This window comes from Limnobacter sp. (assembly GCF_036405155.1).
Classification (GTDB): Bacteria; Pseudomonadota; Gammaproteobacteria; order Burkholderiales; family Burkholderiaceae_B; genus Limnobacter.
Genome location: NZ_DASWYD010000001.1, coordinates 228,977 through 244,686 on the forward strand (window position 1 = coordinate 228,977; position 15,710 = coordinate 244,686).

Here is a 15,710-nt window from a genome sequence, read left to right on the forward strand (position 1 = left end):
CTCAGCGCAGCAGGTTCCAGCTCAGCGGGGTGCCGCGCTCGACATCGGACTTCACAGTAGTGCCCAACACTTCTTCCAAGTGCTCAGGCGGCAGACCAAAGCCCGGTCGGATGGCCCGCACGTTGTCTGTTGTCAGCACATCGCCGGCTTTCAGGTCTTGCGCGATGTAGAGCGAGCGGCGGAACTGAAGCGACTTCTTCTCGGCCTGACTGGGGCCATACTTGACGGATCCAACGGCTTGCCAGGCACGTTCCGTCTCTATGACCAGTTGGCGCAACTCAGCCGGCTCCAGCGAGAACGTGCTGTCCACCCCGCCATCGGCACGGGCCAGGGTAAAGTGCTTCTCGATCACCGTGGCGCCAAACACAACGCTAGCGACGCTGACGCCTGTTCCCATCGTGTGGTCAGACAGACCAACTTGGCAGTCGAACAGTTCACGCATGTGCGGGATGGTCGCGATATTCGAGTTCGCGGGTGATGCCGGGTAGGTGCTGGTGCACTTCAACAACACCAGGTGTTCGCAGCCGGCCTCACGTGCGGCCGTCACGGAGCGGTGAAGTTCGGCCACTGTGGCCATCCCGGTGGAGATGATCATCGGCTTTCCCGTGCGGGCTACCTTCTGAATCAAAGGGATGTCGGTATTCTCGAACGAGGCGACTTTATAGCAGTCGACGCCGAGGGATTCGAGGAAGTCAACGGCCGTGGCGTCAAACGGGGTGCTGAACGGGATCATGCCCCGTGAGCGAGCCCGCTCAAAAATGGGGGCATGCCAGTCCCATGGGGTATGGGCTTCTTCGTACAACTGATAGAGCTGGGCGCCGGCCCAGAGGCTGCCCGGATCCTCAATCACGAAGCCTGGCTTTCGGCAGTCCAGTGTCATCGTGTCCGCGGTGTAGGTTTGCAGCTTGAGGGCGTGAGCGCCGGCCTCGGCAGCCGCATCCACCAGCTCCAGTGCCCGGTCAAGGGACTGGTTGTGATTGCCCGACATCTCAGCAATGATGAAAGGTGCCGCGTCGGGCCCGACCAGCCGCTGGCCAATCTTGAAGTTCACGTTGGCTCGCATTTATGCGAACTCCTTTTCGAGGCGGCTGATCCGGTGGGAATAGCCGAGGTGTTGAAACAGGTGGAAAGAGCGGGGGTTGTCTGCGTTGACCCAGGCATCGACTAGGGTCACTTGGGGATGTTTTTCGCGCAGCTTGTGCTCGCCAGCGACAAGCAAGGCTCGGCCCAGGCCCGCCCCCATCGTGCCAGGCGCCAGGAAAATCGACACCTCGGCACGGTCGCCATTGATGTCAAAGCGCACCACACCAACCTCTCTACCGTCGTGGAGCCCGATCAGCAGCAAGCGTTGGGGATCCTGCAGCACCCGCTCCAACCAAGCTAAGTGGTCCTCGAAAGGGAACGAGGCCGCGTTGCGCGAGGCGCCCATCACCTCGGGCGAAGTGCGCCATTCGTAGATCATCCGGGCATCACCAGAGGTGGCGTCTCTGACTTGCATGGATTTTGGCAAGAGCAACTCGGCTACACGGCTTGCGCCGCGCGCGTCCGTCATCTGGAGGGATCGTTCGGACATATGCTGAACCAGACCCGGCGCACCGGCCAGGGCACGCAGCACGATGGCCAGTTCGTCGGTAGACGGGACGTGGTCAATGCCCCAAAGGAATCCGGCCCGGGTGCCTTCGAGGATCACCTCGCGCTGGTTGTCGGCCAAACAGATGGCCACGGTGGGAAGCCCGCAGGCGCAGCGCTCCCAGGTGCTCGATCCACCAGCGCCTATCGCCAGGTCGGCAGACAGCAAGTGGGGCGTCATGTCGCTCACTTGGACGTGGAGTGCAGCGAGGCCACGAGCGTCGCACCAAGCTCGAAGGCCGGGCAGGTCAGGATGCGATGCCCCGGCGATCACGGTCACTCGAACGCCGGGCGACAGGCCAAGATCGATGGCATTGAGGGCAGTTGCCGTGAGGTTGCCAGAGTCCATCCCTCCCAAAAACACCAAGACGTGCCGCAGGACGCCATCGCGGACGCGGGCACTGGCTCTGGCATGCTCGAACTCACTCCGCAGCAAAGCGAAGGAGGGGCCGAGCAGGCGCTGCACACTGGCAGGACAACCAGTCCCGTACCGGGCTTGCGGGTCCGCGTAGTAGTTCTGGTCGAGCATCCAGCGCGAGGTGTGCGACCGCCCCAGGTCGTCCAGCGCAAGCACAGGTGCATGGGCCATCACTTCTGCCTCCCAGGCCCGGCCGAGCTGGTAGTGATCGACCACGCAGGCCACCAACGACTGCTCGCCATCCAGCGTGGCGCGGGCGTCGCCCAACTCGTCACCCCGTACCGCCTCAGGAAGGCGCCGCACTTCATGCCCTTGCGCCTGTAGAACAGTTTCAAGATGAGCCGGCAGGTCGAGAGATACGAAGCACGCATGAGCGCCGCGCGCCTGCAGCGCATTCGCAAGACTCATGCAGCGCATGACATGCCCAGCACCGATGGCCGTGCCGGCATCAGCTCGAAAAAGAAACCTCACACCAAGCCCTTGGCGAACAGCGCCGAATAGACCAACTCCGCTCGGTCCCAGTCAGCTGGCGTGTCGATGTCAACCACGCGCCATTCCGGGATCACCAGAGTGGTACCGTTCAAATGAATGTTCAAACCATCCAGCCAAGCCTGCTTACGACCCCAGTAGAACTGACCGACGTCGAAATACCCGGGCTCTAGATCCTGAGTTCGGGTGGCCGCATGCTCTGGTTGGAACGGGCGCACTGTGCCATCTGAGAGGCGCCTCAGTGCGCGCTGGATGGGCGACGGGAAACCGGTTACTGGGAACACGTAGTTCGCCCCCGTTGACATCAACTGCTCATGCGCGGTGCGCAGATCATCAGTCGAAATGAAGGGCACTCCCGGGTAGATGCAGCAGACGTCCTGAACGTTCCAGCCGAGCTCATCACAGGTGCGAATGGCATGAGCAATCACAGGCACTGTCGGCGTATGGTCGTCGGCCAATTCCGGCGGTCGGACGAAGGGCAACTCGGCGCCATAGGCTTTGGCGACCTCCGCAATCTCAGCATCATCCGTGGAGACGATCACACGGTCAAAGGCCTTCGACGCAAGCGCCGCACCAATGGCATAGGCGATCATGGGCTTGCCATGGAAAGACTTGATGTTCTTGCGAGGAATCCGTTTGCTGCCGCCGCGGGCAGGGATGATAGCTAATCTCATTCAATACTCAATTTCAACGCATCCAACACTTGATCTTGCTGCTCAAAGGTCATCGTTTGATACATGGGCAAGCTGATAGCCTCGGCGTAATACTGCTCGGACTGCGGGTAGTCGCCCATTTTGTGGCCCATGCGCTGGTAGTACGGTTGGGTGTGTACTGGTATGTAGTGCAGGTTGACGCCAATGCCCTGCTCACGCAGTGCCTCAAACACCTGGCGGTGGGTTTGGGTGATCTTGTCCAGCTGCAGGCGCACCACGTACAGGTGCAGGCCCGAATAGCTGTCGGGATGCTGCCAAGGTGTGGTCACGGGCAGGCTGGCCAGAAGCCGGTCGTATCGCTGGGCCAGCTGGTGGCGACGCTGCACAAACGCATCCAGCCGCTGCATTTGGCTCACGCCCAAGGCGGCTTGCAGCTCGGTCATGCGGTAGTTGTAGCCCAGGCCAATTTGCTGGTAGTACCAGGGGCCGTCTGGCGCGTGGGTCATGTGCGTGGTGTCGCGGGTAATGCCGTGGCTGCGCAGCAGGGCCATTTGGTGGGCCAGCTCGTCGTTGTTAGTCAGCGCCATGCCGCCTTCGGCGGTGGTGATGATTTTGACCGGGTGAAAGCTGAACACCGTAATGTCGCTGTAGCAGCTGTTACCAATGAACTCGCCTTTGTATTTGCCGCCAATGGCGTGCGAGGCGTCTTCAATGATTTTGAAGCCGTACTTTTGGCCCAGGGCGTGGATGGCCGCCATGTCGCAAGGCTGGCCGCATAAATGCACTGCGACCAGCACCTTGGGCAGCTTGCCTGCTTTTTCTGCAGCAAGCAGCTTGGCCTCCAAAGCTTTGGGGCACAGGTTGTAGGTGCGGTGGTCGATGTCCACAAAATCCACCTGCGCGCCGCAATACAGGCCGCAGTTAGCCGAGGCCACAAAGGTGACGGGCGTAGTCCACAGCCAGTCGCCCTGCCCCAGGCCCAAAGCCATGCAAGCGATGTGCAGAGCCGATGTGGCGCTGTTGACGGCTAAGGCGTGTTTGGCACCCACGTGCTTGGCCACGGTTTGTTCAAACAGCGGCACTTGAGGGCCTTGCGTCAGAAAGTCTGACTGCAGCACGGCCACGACCGCATCAATATCGGCTTGGCTGATGTCCTGGCGGCCGTAGGGGATCATTTAGATGCTCCCGATTTTTTCGTGGTTGGCTTCAATCCAGGCTTGCAGGTCTGCATCTGTCATCCACTCGGCGTTGTTGTCGCTGGCGTACACAAAGCCTTCGGGCACTTTTTTGCCGTCTTTGATGCGCTCGGGGCTGCTGCCCCAATCGTTAATGGTGGGCAAGATTTTGAAGTGCTCGGGGTACTCAAAGGTGTAGTAGGCGTCTTCGGCGCCAATCATCTGTTCGTGCAGTTTTTCGCCGGGGCGGATGCCGACCACTTCTTGTTTGCATTCGGGCGCGACCACACGGGCCAGGTCGGTCACTTTCATGGACGGGATTTTCTTGACGTAAATCTCGCCGCCGACCATGTCTTCAAACGCGTGCCAAACCAGCTTGACGCCTTGCTCCAAAGAGATCATGAAACGGGTCATCCGCTCGTCGGTAATGGGCAGCACACCCTTGTCGCGAATGGACAAGAAGAACGGTATGACCGAACCACGCGAGCCCATGACGTTGCCATAGCGCACAACCGAGAATTTGGTGCCGTGCTCACCCGAATAGGCATTCCCGGCCACAAACAATTTGTCGGATGTGAGCTTGGTAGCACCGTACAGGTTGATGGGGCTGCTGGCCTTGTCGGTAGACAGTGCCACCACGCCTTTGACGCCTTTGTCAATGCAGGCATCAATTAGGTTCATAGCACCGTTGACGTTGGTTTTGATGCACTCAAAGGGGTTGTACTCTGCGGTGGGCACGATTTTGGTTGCAGCTGCGTGGACCACGTAGTCCACGCCGTCAAGCGCACGGTACAACCGGTCTTTATCGCGCACATCGCCAATAAAAAATCGCACACGGCTGTCGCCATGGAACTTTTTTGCCATGTCCCATTGCTTCATCTCGTCACGCGAGAAGATAATGATTTTTTTGGGGTTGAATTTGGCCAAAGTCATTGGCACAAAGGTGTTGCCAAATGAGCCTGTGCCGCCAGTGATCAGTATTGTTTTGTTTTGCAACATTTTGAATAATTTTTTTAAAAGTTACAGGAATGTCGGCTTCAAAAATAAGCAACAGAAAGATAACGACTACCAGAATTAATAGGCGAGGCTCTATGAATCAAGGCAGATGGGTTAACAATTAGCATCGTCCCCTGTCTGGCTACTAGGGGAAAGCTGGGATAACCGCGTTCGATAATCGACTGCACACGCTCGTCTGCGATGCTCTGATACGGACGCTTGGTTGACGTAAAGTGGGTGAAGGGGTTGAATAGCCACCATGGGCGGGTAAACGCGAGTTTCCTCTTGAAGGTGCCATTGGTGCCGGGGATGAACTCGAAGGGGCCGTTGTCCGGTCCCACATCCTTCAGGAAGAGAAAAATCTTGTACTGGTCGGTCCAGGAGTCGTAATGCCAGCGACCCTTGGCGAATCGGTCGCGTTCCTCTTGCGTCTTGAAGGGGATGGCCTTGTCCCGCATCGCGAGAATCCTCTGAGGCTGCAGCGGCTGTCCAAACAGTGTGCTAAGAATGCGTGAGCACTTGTCTTTGTAGTCAAGTACGATGCCCGAGAACTTCTCGGCCGACCAAATACGCTGCATCGTACCGACGTGGCCAGATTCGTGCTCGCCGCCTTGCTCGTCGAGGTGAGCATCGATGAAACTAGCGATGGACTCGCAATACTCCGTAGGCAGCGCATCCTCGATGAGGATGAAGCCTTTGTCCTTCAACTCCTGCAGCCGGCAAGCTAGGGAATTCATATCAAATTGGAGGGCAGGGTAGCTCGTCATTGTTGGGTTCCAGTGAATATTCAGTCGATTGCGAAAATGTCCCGTGTGTAGATCTTCACTTCCACATCATCCAGTGCGTCGGTCTTGCGGTTGGTAACGATGAGGTCGGAGACTCGCTTGAATTCTTCGAGGTCCTGGATCACGCGAGATCCGAAGAAGGAGGCCTCTTTCAGGCTGGGCTCATAGATCACGACTTCGACGCCTTTGCCCTTGATCCGCTTCATCACACCCTGGATGCTTGACGAACGGAAGTTGTCGGAACCTGCTTTTATGATCAAGCGGTAGACACCGACTGTTCGAGGCTGCCTGCTAAGGATATCCTCGGCTACGAAATCCTTGCGGGTGCTGTTGGACTTGACGATGGCGTGAATCAGGTTCTGAGGCACGTCCTGGTAGTTCGCCAGCAGCTGCCGGGTGTCCTTGGGAAGGCAGTAGCCGCCATATCCGAACGACGGGTTGTTGTAATGGTTACCGATTCGGGGATCAAGGCACACGCCGTCGATGATCTGACGTGTCTCCAACTGGTGGGTGACCGCGTAGGTATCGAGTTCATTGAAGAATGCCACCCGCATGGCAAGGTAGGTGTTGGCGAACAGCTTGATCGCCTCGGCCTCGGTGTTGTCGGTGAACAGGGTGGGGATGTCTCGCTTGATGGCACCCCGTTGCAGAAGCTTGGCGAAGGTTTCTGCGCGTTCTGATTTTTCGCCAACGATGATGCGGCTGGGATGCAGGTTGTCGTAGAGGGCTCTGCCTTCGCGCAAGAATTCGGGGCTGAAGATGAGGTTTTGCGTACCAACAGCTTCTCGGGTCCTGGCGGTGTAGCCAACGGGCACAGTGGACTTGATGACCATCACCGCTTTCGGGTTGATGGCCGTAACGTCTTTGATGACTGCTTCGATGGATCGGGTATTGAAATAGTTGGTTTCGGGATCGTAGTCGGTGGGAGTGGCGATGATGACGAAATCGGCCCCGGTGTATGCATCGGCCTTGTCGAGTGTGGCTCGGAAGTTAAGGAGCTTGTTGGCCAGGAAGTCTTCGATCTCTTGGTCTTCGATCGGGGATTTTTTTTGGTTCAGCAGTGCGACTTTTTCGGGGACGATGTCTAGCGCCACAACTTCATTGTGTTGAGCGAGCAGTATTGCGTTGGAGAGTCCAACGTAACCAGTTCCGGCGATGGCAATTTTCATTTGGTCGCCTTCCTGAGGCCATTGGCCTCATCTTCACCCACCTCGGACTTCAGCGCCTCAATCTCCACTTTCAGCGCGTCGTACTCCTCCATCTTGCGTTTCAGGAATCGGCTGGTCAGAGCCACCTTTTCGGCAATGCCTTGGGGGGTGAGCAGGTAGACGTACTTGAACTTATTCTTGCTCTTCTGAAAGTTCCCCATCTTCACAAAGCCCTTGTCGATGAGGGCATTGAGGCAGTAGTTCAGCCCACCCGCGCTCATGCCGAGCATTTCGGCCAGTTCGCGCTGGGTCAGGTCCGGGTTATTTTGCAAGATGCGCATGATCCGGAAATGGGTGTCTTCTTGGATCTTGGCTTGGCGGCTGGTCATGGCTTTTGCGTCGTCTCGGTCTTTCGGGTGGCTGTAAAAAGGCCGCAATGTGTTTTAAGCACGCTACCGCCATGCCGTGTCACGATCAGCATGCGCGTTCTAAGGTGTAGCGGGGATATCGGTAGGTACTGCACTTTTGTAAGAAGTCGAGCAAGTCTACCGTAAACAACGCCTCCGTTCGAGAGTTGAACGGAATTCTTTTTCGTTTTAATAATCGATGGGCATCAGCTGGCGGCCTCTGCCGGTTGCTCCAGCCCCTGCTGCTGCACGGCTTCTTCGATGCTGACGGTGTTCACCACCAGTTCCAGATGGGTCAGGATCTCTGGCTCGTGGCGCCCGATGTAGCTCTCGACGGCTCCGTTGGCCAGCAGCTTGGTGAGGTAGCCCTTGGCCACCACCAGGTTGAGCAGATCGGAACCGTCGGAGCTTTCAGCCTCCTGGTACTTCTCCTGCACCTGGCTCATCTCCTTCTCCAGCTTTTCGATCTGCTCGATGGGCGCGGTCTTCTTCTCCCGCTCGGCTGGTTTCACGTCGGTGCGTTGCTCGGGCGGCGTGGCTTTGAGCAAGGCTTCGGCATGCGCCACGGTGATGGTGTTGCTGGCGATCATCAGCTCCACCGCCTCCACCTGGCGGGCGGCCTTCATGTTGCGCAGGATGCGGGTGACGTCTGGGGTGAACTGCTTGTCTTGCAGCAGGGTGATGGCCTCGGGGCAGATGCCTTCGAGCAGGTTGATGCGCCGGTTGATAGAGCTGAGGTTGACGTTGAAGGCCCGGGCCAGGCGTTCCTTGCTCACGCCCCGGTCGAAGGCGCGGCGGATCATGTAGTGCTCGGCGATGGTCGAGAGCCGGTTGATGTGGTGGTTGTAGCTGAAGGTTTCGTCGTCTTTTGCGAACAGGCAGGGGCCGACACTCATGCCCAGCTCCTTGAGAGCCAATACGCGTAGGTGGCCGTCCAGCACCAGGTACTCAGGCTTTTTGCGGTCGGGCTGGATGACGGACAGCGGCTCGATCGGCCCCACCTCGTTGATGCTGGAGACGATCTGCTTGTACTTGCGGGTGTTCATATCGCCGCTGTCGCTGCCCAGTGTGTTGATCCGCTCAGCAGGGTATTTGGGCACGGTGTCCAAGCCCTCAGCACGCACTAGGCTGTGGCAGGAGGCGGGCAGTTTGATCTCGTCTCGGTTGGGAAATGCTGTGCCGCTTTCCCGAGCGACTTGGTGTGTGGGCTTCCCGTATTCTGGTGACACCCAACGCAGCACTTCTCATCCTGTCCGTATTTTCTCTACAGTGTTGCCCTTTGCCATGCTATAAAGGTGTGTTGTGTCGCCCAAAATCTGCCTCAATCTACTTGCCACAGTGCTTCTATTCAGCGCCACGGCATGTTCAACGCCGCCTTTTTCATCCACTGCACAGCAGGTGGCTGAAGGTGGGCAGCAGTATGTGTCCACCCTCAAGAAGGTCAACGCCTTAGCGCTTAGCCATTCCCTTGAATTTACAGCCGACCTGTTACCCAACCTGCCGCGCACCCAGGCAACTTTGGAAGATCACACCCAGGCCATGCGTGAACGGGCTCAAACTGTGAGCCTGGTCAATACTTATCTCGACTTGCAAGCCCAATACTTTGCACAGCTTCAAGCATTCGCTAAAGGAGACCAAAGCGCTGCCACCCAAAAAAATGTAAAGGCGTTGGCCGATGCCTTGGGGGCAGTGCCCAATCTACCGGGTTTGGCTACGCCCATTAAAAATAGTGTGGCTAGCCTGGCGGGGCATGTGGCCACTGCCGCACACAACCGCGAGGTGGCTTTGGTGCTGCAACGGGATGCCAGCGTGGTGGGGCAGGCGTTGCTGTTTAACCAGCAGGTGCTGGAGGAGCAAATGCAGTGGATCACCTTTCGGGAGCAATTGGCCCGCGAAGTGGCTTACCGCGACGAGGTAGAAAAGCCTTACCTCGCTGACAAGAAGCTGGGCGAAACTTGGAAAAAGGCATGGATGAACAGCATCAAACCACCCCCCACCATTGCCTTGCTTGAAGAAGCCCGGCAGGCCAGCCTGCGCATGCAGCAGGCCTGGCTGGATGTGCTGCGCGGCCAGGGCAGCATGAACCAGTTGAGCGGTGTGTTCACTGAGCTGCAAGCCAGCATTCAAACCCTTCAAACTCGGCAGGCCAACCCATGAGCAACTCCTCTGTCAACACCGACCTTCACCAACTGCGCAAGCACACCCAAGGTGTGTTTGCGGCCCTCTACCGAATCGACATTGCTGAACTCAACCCAAGCCAGCGCGAACAGCACCAGCAGCAGCTCAGCACGGCCTACATGGCGTTGGTGAAGCTTGAGAATGCCCAATTGAGCCAACTCACCCAGGAAGCGAAAGCGAGTTTGGTCGGTCTGCAAGCAGCCATGGCCAACCTGGCTCAGCGCGTTGACAAAGCCAAACATACGGTGGATGTATTGACCACCGTGGCCAAGGGCGTGGATGCACTGAGCGATGTGCTGAAGTGGGTGGGGTAGGTGGTGTTTTTAAAGGCTCAATTTCATCTCAACATCTTAAGGTCTAAGCAGTTGACTTTGGGGTATGTACTAACGCTGGTGGTCACCATTGGGCTATTGGCATGTAATAAACCAACAGAAACAATTTCTAAGCCAGCGCAAGATCCAGAGAATTGGCTACTCGGGCAGTGGGTAACGGACAACGGTGAAGACTTCAAATTGGACAAGGCCTGTCAGCGGCCTGATAGTCAGTTTGGAAAGCAATACGCCTATTGGCGTGGCGATGTAGACGGTGACCCTTACGAGGAATTAGATAAAGTCGAGGGGTACGTTATTGAGGGAAAACTGATTAAGGCGCATGTGTTGCGCCCGACGAGTTACGAGGCGCATATATTGGATGACGGGTACATGCATTTCGAGCGCCAGTCGGACGGATCAATGAAAATGATTCGCCGGAAATTCCCGAACCACTCGCCTGTATTGTTCAAATGCCCATCTTCACCCATTCCGTATTCCGCCGATGTGGCACCCACCCCACCCAAGTACGACAACATTGAACCGGGTATTGTTGAAAGGCCGCGAAGCTAGATTCGCTGAGCTTGGCGTTTTCGACCAATGCTGAAGTGTATGGCTACAAATGCAGTCAAAAGTATTTGATCGGTAGTCTATAAATGACAAAGCCGCCCGAAGGCGGCCTGTCGCCCAAAGAGCATTCGGATTACCGAACGGTCAGCGGGTGAGTTGTGCAAGTAGTGTACAAATAGCACCCAAGGTTGGCAAGATTTTGGTTCGGGTTGATAGCCTTTAATATGGAGCCCCCCGTAAGAGTGGCGTTTTTACGGTTTTAAACCGTCGGTGCTAGTGTGTGAGCTTTCCGCCAAAACCCAGCACGCCATGCCCCAAACCTGCACCGCAAAATTTCCAGCCTGTGTAACGCAGTACTTCACGTTGCGCGAGCTTACAGTCACAAGCACGGGTTTACCGAACCAGCCCGAGTCCCCAATCATCATCGCCAATTTGCGTGAATTGGCGATGAACATTCTTCACCCGCTGTTTGAGGAGTTTGGCCCGCGGCTGACCATCAACAGTGCATATCGAAGTGTTGCAGTGAACAGAGCCGTTGGCGGATCGGTTACTTCCCAGCACTGTAAAGGCCAAGCCGCTGACTTTGAGGTGCGGGGAATGAGCAACTACGACTTGGCGTGTTGGGTTCGGGACAATCTAAATCATGGCCAGTTGATTTTGGAACATTACACATCTGGCATACCTTCTTCTGGTTGGGTACATTGTGGTTACCCTGCGAGCCCCAGAGGCCCCGAAGCTCAAACAAAATTTAAAAACTCAAATATTCTCCACAAAGGTATTCTGCTGACTGAGCCTGTTTTAACGACAAAGGCGCATCCATGATTTCAAAATTTCTTCATATTTCTCTGCTGCCTTGTGTGTTCTTTGCGTCAGCCTGTAGCAAACATGTTGATTCAAATTCAGCAGAAGTTCAATTAGGCTCATCGAGTGAGCCTGTAGTTCAAGAAAATTGGTTGTTGGGTCAGTGGGTGGCATCTGGTCACGAGGGTTTTGATATCCATGTTGCTTGCAAAAGGCCTGATTTTCAATGGGGTAGTCATTACTTTTACCTTCGCAGCGACTCGGACGGGGAGCCATACGAGGAGTTGGATAGGGTAACCGGTTATGTAGTTGACCGAAACCTGGTTAAAGTGCAAGTGCAGCGGCCAAGCAGCAAAGAAATGTACATCTTTAAAGATGGGTATATGCACCTTGAAAAAAGTGCAGATGGTTTGGTAAAAATGATTCACCCAAAATTTCCACAAACTTCAGTGAATCTGCTTCGCTGTAAGACGTCTCCCGTCCCTTACTCTGCCGACGTCGCTCCAACCCCGCCAAAATATGAAGGCATTGAACCGGGCATTGTTGACAAGCCTAGAAGCTAGGGGGGTTTTAGAAACCTGCCAATTCATAGCTGGTGCTGCGGCCCCCAGCATCGTGTTTTTTCAGTAGTCCCAGGGCCAGTAGTTCGGTGATGTCCCGCAAGGCTGTGTCTTGCGAGCATTTGGCAATCGCCGCCCATTTGCTACTGGTGAGCTTTCCTTCAAAGCCATCCAGTAGTTTGTTGATCAATTTCACTTGGCGCGTGTTCAGCGGTGTTCCAGCCCAGTGTTGCCAGAAAAACGTTTTGTTTAGCACAGCCGACAATAGACCTTCAGCCCCTTCAATGGCCCGCAAAAGGCAGGAAAGAAACCATTCCAGCCAGTCAGTGACATCCAGATTTCCGCGTTGTGTGGCCTCCAGTTGATCGTAATACTGCTTTCGTTCTTTTTGTATTTGTGCAGAAAGGCTGTAAAAGCGTTGCGAGGCCTGTTCAGCACGCGCCAGGGCCATATCGCCCACCGCACGCGCAATGCGACCATTGCCGTCGTCGAAGGGGTGCACAGTCACAAGCCACAGGTGGGCCAACCCAGCTTTAATCACAGCATCGTCATGTTGGTGCTTGTTGAACCAATGCAGAAACTTGGCCATTTCTGCATTCAGCACGTTGGCTGGGGGGGCTTCATAGTGGATGGTTCGCCGGTGGACCGGACCAGAAACCACTTGCATGGGCCCTTGGGCGTCGTCGCGCCATTGTCCAACTCGAATTTTGCTCAGCCCGCTGTAGCCTGTTGGAAACAAGGCGGCATGCCAAGCGAACAAACGTTCTGGGGTCAATGGTTGATGGTGCTGTTGGGTTGCATCCAGCACAATATCGACCATGCCATCAACATGCCGGTCGGTGGGTGCTAGCCCGCCAATGTCAACACCCAGCCGCTGTGCGATGGACGATCGAACGGAATTGGGGTTGAGTATTTCACCTTCAATTTCGCTGGTTTTGACGACATCCTCGGTCAACACGCTCAAGGCAGCTTGGTTTTGCAGCTCGAACCCCAGCGGCTGCATGCGGCCTTGCAGCCGGCCCTGTGCCCGGTGAACCTGGGCCAGCAAAGGGGCAAGCCGCTGATGGTGATAGCGCCACTGTGGCCAATCATCACGCTGCCAAACATAGAAGTAATCACCGCTTTTCATGCGGTGATTGTAGGGTTGATTCACCGCCGGGTCAACTGAGCCTGATGCCCAGCCTTAATCGTGACTTGAGGTGTCTTTAATTCACTGTTTTCAAAGAGTATTGTTCCGGCATAAACGGGGTTTCATTCCTTAATTTACGGAACTATATTCCTTAATTTACGACAAGATTGTGGGGGCGACCGTAGAGGGGAGTGGAGTTTTGGCGGGCCAAGTGCTGCCCCGCAAAACGCTATTGCAAACTGTTCAAGGCCAATATGTGTTGCATCAACTGCGCGGGCGGTATTTGTATCGCCATGCGTTCACAGGCTTTTAACAGCCGTTCTGGTTGTTGTTGCACCGCATGGATGGCCTTATGCAGGTCACTCAGAATGGAGTCGCCGTAGGCGCGTCTGGCTTTCTGGAGGCCCAATTCGAACTCAGCATGTGTAGGGTGCATCATGGCCAGGTCGATCAGGTCTCGGGTATTGACGGACGGGTCGGCCCAGCGGTCGGAATTGGCCAACAGTTTGCTTGCAATGAGGTCTGTTTTACGCAGTGTGGCAACACCGAGTATGTGCTCATCTGGGCCTGGGGCATCCAACTGAATTCGACCTTCCAGCACGATTTCAAACTTAATAGGTGTACCCATCACCAAAAGGCGGGTGCGGATGCCGTATTGATCAGACCGCAGTTCGCCAAATTGAACCCACTGACTGGCTGCTGGCAAGACCAAAGTAGCACTGGTGCTCTGCCAGTTTGGGGGCGTTGAGGCCTTGCAGCGCCAGTGCAATCAATTGATGGTGTTTACGGTTGAACATGCAACAAGGCCTCTTCGAAAGCTTGCTCAAGTAGGGTGATGAACTGTATTTCGGCTTCGCCGAGTGCTGCAACTTGAACATGGCGCCAGTTGTTTTGATACAGCTTGAACGCAGCCTGCAGGCTGATTTCCGCATCATCATGGTGCTGCCATGCCAATTTTTGCAATTCAGGATATTGATTGACGCGAACCCGGCTCGGCAGCATGGGTGAATGGCTGTTCTCTTGTGGAGGTACGGCGCCCAGTAGGCCCAGTGCAGCCATGGTATTCAGGCAGGCCCCCAACGTGATGCTGGTGCTGCCTTGTTCCAGGCGATGCAAGGTGAGGCGGGATATACCTGCCGCCAGCGCGGTTTGCGTGGCCGGCACCTTGAGCGCTTTGCGGCGTTTGGCGATAAATGCGCCAAGCCGCTGTGCGGCTGCGGCGGATTGTTCAAAAGTGTGGGCAATGTTTTTCGACATGATGTTTCTTATTGTATACAAAAATATTGTATTGTAAATAATAAGAAACATTTAAGCTGTTTTTAGGTAAGCCAACTCCTGCGCAACCCAACGCCAGCGGCGTGGGTTCTTTTTTAACGCAGCAAACCCAGCCCGGCTTAGCCCCAGCCGACTGTGAGGTGCTTCCCAAGGCTGGCGCAAGCCCTGTACATCCACATCGGCACGCAGTGCCCACTGCAGGTGTTCACCGGTTTGTATGCTGTGCTGTCGCAAAGGCAGGTCTTCAAGCCATGCGGTTTGTGCAGCCAAAGTGCCTGCCCAGGCCACCACGCTGGGCAGGTTGAAAGCACGGTGTGCGTACACCAGCGCGGCGCAGTCCCCTTGCGCATTCAGGCTGCTCAATAGCGGCACCGCAGCGCTGCCCAAGGTGTCCAATGGCCTCCTGGCCAGTTCTGCCTCGGTGGTCCAGCTTCGGGCTTGAACAAACGGCGCATCGGGGTTGGCAAAGGTAAGCGTGCCCAAAGTGTTGGCCCCCACCAGGCTGAGAAGCTCCAGTGGGCCCAGGGGCACCTCCGGGTAAAGGCTTTGCAGCAGGGCGCAACCTGCCGGGCCTGGCAGGTGTTGCTCAAACACCGGAAACAATTCAGGCCAGCGGTACAGGTTGCGGCTGGGGGGCATGAGCACGCTCACAGCGGCTTGCTCGATGCTTCCACTGGCATAGTGAAACCAGTATTCACCGCCGTCTTCATGGCCCAGCCAACCACAGGCTTTGCCTGCATTGAACACCTGCAATACCTTGACCGGCCCGCCCAGGCGGGGCAGTTGCCGCAATAGCGGATACTGCTCCAGGCTCATGGTGTGAGCCCGTCGGTTTTAAAGTAATTAGCCGCCGAATACAGGTCAGGCACCTCGGGCTTTGCAGCATGCAGCGCCAGACCAAACACCCGCAGCACCCGCATGGCCGTGGCAAACGACACATCCTCACCCCTTTCAATTCGGAAAATCGTGTCGCGACTGACGCCAGCCAGTTCGGCCAATGTTTCGGCAGTCATTTTTCCGCCGGTGGGTTTTCCCGCCTTGGGGCTGGCAGTTAAACGGTGGGATTTCACCAGATGGGCCAGGTCCAAGGGGTTTTTGAGGTTTGCTGGTGGTGAAATATCGTCGTTTGTATTCATACATACAATGCATAATTAATAAATGATGAATATATCAGTCGTTTATTTGACTG

At 56.0% G+C, this 15,710-nt stretch carries 19 protein-coding genes; 5 read left to right on the plus strand and 14 right to left on the minus strand.

The genetic code is table 11. The annotated features are described in order from the left end of the window. Position 1: 1 nt before the first annotated feature. The 9 genes from pseI to VGE55_RS01130 all read right to left on the minus strand — a co-directional run bounded on the left by pseI (position 2) and on the right by VGE55_RS01130 (position 8,800). Positions 2–1,063: a pseudaminic acid synthase gene (gene pseI / locus VGE55_RS01090; protein ID WP_331129895.1), complete on the minus strand. Its 1,062-nt coding sequence runs from the start codon at positions 1,061–1,063 to the stop codon at positions 2–4. Further along, positions 1,064–2,518, minus strand: a complete 1,455-nt coding sequence (gene pseG / locus VGE55_RS01095; protein WP_331129896.1) for a UDP-2,4-diacetamido-2,4,6-trideoxy-beta-L-altropyranose hydrolase — start codon at positions 2,516–2,518, stop codon at positions 1,064–1,066. It abuts the gene before it with no gap. Continuing rightward, complete coding sequence (gene pseF / locus VGE55_RS01100; RefSeq protein ID WP_331129897.1) at positions 2,515–3,210, minus strand: pseudaminic acid cytidylyltransferase; 696 nt, start codon at positions 3,208–3,210, stop codon at positions 2,515–2,517. The genes pseG and pseF overlap by 4 nt, the downstream gene beginning before the upstream one ends. Further along, a complete protein-coding gene (pseC, locus tag VGE55_RS01105) occupies positions 3,207–4,364 on the minus strand; it encodes a UDP-4-amino-4,6-dideoxy-N-acetyl-beta-L-altrosamine transaminase (RefSeq protein WP_331129898.1) in 1,158 nt (385 codons plus the stop codon). Before pseC ends, pseF begins: the two co-directional genes overlap by 4 nt. After that, positions 4,365–5,363, minus strand: a complete 999-nt coding sequence (gene pseB / locus VGE55_RS01110) for a UDP-N-acetylglucosamine 4,6-dehydratase (inverting) (protein WP_331129899.1) — start codon at positions 5,361–5,363, stop codon at positions 4,365–4,367. Positions 5,364–5,401: 38 nt separating this feature from the next. Next, positions 5,402–6,127 (minus strand): phytanoyl-CoA dioxygenase family protein, encoded by a 726-nt coding sequence (locus tag VGE55_RS01115; protein ID WP_331129900.1) that lies wholly within the window; start codon positions 6,125–6,127, stop codon positions 5,402–5,404. A gap of 20 nt (positions 6,128–6,147) precedes the next feature. Then, positions 6,148–7,314 (minus strand): nucleotide sugar dehydrogenase, encoded by a 1,167-nt coding sequence (locus VGE55_RS01120; protein ID WP_331129901.1) that lies wholly within the window; start codon positions 7,312–7,314, stop codon positions 6,148–6,150. Next, positions 7,311–7,682 (minus strand): MarR family EPS-associated transcriptional regulator, encoded by a 372-nt coding sequence (locus VGE55_RS01125; protein ID WP_331129902.1) that lies wholly within the window; start codon positions 7,680–7,682, stop codon positions 7,311–7,313. The genes VGE55_RS01120 and VGE55_RS01125 overlap by 4 nt, the downstream gene beginning before the upstream one ends. 224 nt (positions 7,683–7,906) lie before the next feature. After that, positions 7,907–8,800: a plasmid partitioning protein RepB C-terminal domain-containing protein gene (locus VGE55_RS01130; RefSeq protein WP_331130110.1), complete on the minus strand. Its 894-nt coding sequence runs from the start codon at positions 8,798–8,800 to the stop codon at positions 7,907–7,909. 202 nt (positions 8,801–9,002) lie between these two features. Here VGE55_RS01130 and VGE55_RS01135 point away from each other — a divergent pair, with 202 nt between their 5' ends. From VGE55_RS01135 to VGE55_RS01155, 5 genes are all read left to right on the plus strand, one after another. Beyond that, entirely contained in the window at positions 9,003–9,857 is an 855-nt protein-coding gene (locus VGE55_RS01135; protein ID WP_331129903.1) for a hypothetical protein, read from the plus strand. Continuing rightward, positions 9,854–10,192 (plus strand): hypothetical protein, encoded by a 339-nt coding sequence (locus VGE55_RS01140; protein WP_331129904.1) that lies wholly within the window; start codon positions 9,854–9,856, stop codon positions 10,190–10,192. Before VGE55_RS01135 ends, VGE55_RS01140 begins: the two co-directional genes overlap by 4 nt. Positions 10,193–10,195: 3 nt before the next feature. Continuing rightward, positions 10,196–10,759 carry a hypothetical protein gene (locus tag VGE55_RS01145; protein ID WP_331129905.1) on the plus strand — a complete coding sequence of 188 codons (564 nt, stop codon included), beginning with the start codon at positions 10,196–10,198 and terminating at the stop codon, positions 10,757–10,759. A gap of 306 nt (positions 10,760–11,065) precedes the next feature. Continuing rightward, a complete protein-coding gene (locus tag VGE55_RS01150; RefSeq protein ID WP_331129906.1) occupies positions 11,066–11,578 on the plus strand; it encodes a D-Ala-D-Ala carboxypeptidase family metallohydrolase in 513 nt (170 codons plus the stop codon). Next, positions 11,575–12,120: a hypothetical protein gene (locus VGE55_RS01155; protein WP_331129907.1), complete on the plus strand. Its 546-nt coding sequence runs from the start codon at positions 11,575–11,577 to the stop codon at positions 12,118–12,120. Before VGE55_RS01150 ends, VGE55_RS01155 begins: the two co-directional genes overlap by 4 nt. A gap of 7 nt (positions 12,121–12,127) precedes the next feature. On the opposite strand, the gene VGE55_RS01160 is transcribed toward VGE55_RS01155, so the two are convergent. From VGE55_RS01160 to VGE55_RS01180, 5 genes are all read right to left on the minus strand, one after another. After that, positions 12,128–13,246 (minus strand): Fic family protein, encoded by a 1,119-nt coding sequence (locus VGE55_RS01160; RefSeq protein ID WP_331129908.1) that lies wholly within the window; start codon positions 13,244–13,246, stop codon positions 12,128–12,130. A gap of 229 nt (positions 13,247–13,475) precedes the next feature. Then, positions 13,476–13,952 (minus strand): nucleotidyl transferase AbiEii/AbiGii toxin family protein, encoded by a 477-nt coding sequence (locus tag VGE55_RS01165; protein ID WP_331129909.1) that lies wholly within the window; start codon positions 13,950–13,952, stop codon positions 13,476–13,478. A gap of 77 nt (positions 13,953–14,029) precedes the next feature. Next, on the minus strand, positions 14,030–14,503 hold the full coding sequence (locus VGE55_RS01170) for an XRE family transcriptional regulator (RefSeq protein ID WP_331129910.1): 474 nt from the start codon (positions 14,501–14,503) through the stop codon (positions 14,030–14,032). A 51-nt stretch (positions 14,504–14,554) separates the two neighbouring features. Then, complete coding sequence (locus tag VGE55_RS01175) at positions 14,555–15,337, minus strand: HipA N-terminal domain-containing protein (protein WP_331129911.1); 783 nt, start codon at positions 15,335–15,337, stop codon at positions 14,555–14,557. Next, positions 15,334–15,657 carry a helix-turn-helix transcriptional regulator gene (locus tag VGE55_RS01180; RefSeq protein ID WP_331129912.1) on the minus strand — a complete coding sequence of 108 codons (324 nt, stop codon included), beginning with the start codon at positions 15,655–15,657 and terminating at the stop codon, positions 15,334–15,336. The genes VGE55_RS01175 and VGE55_RS01180 overlap by 4 nt, the downstream gene beginning before the upstream one ends. Between the last annotated feature and the right edge of the window lie 53 nt (positions 15,658–15,710).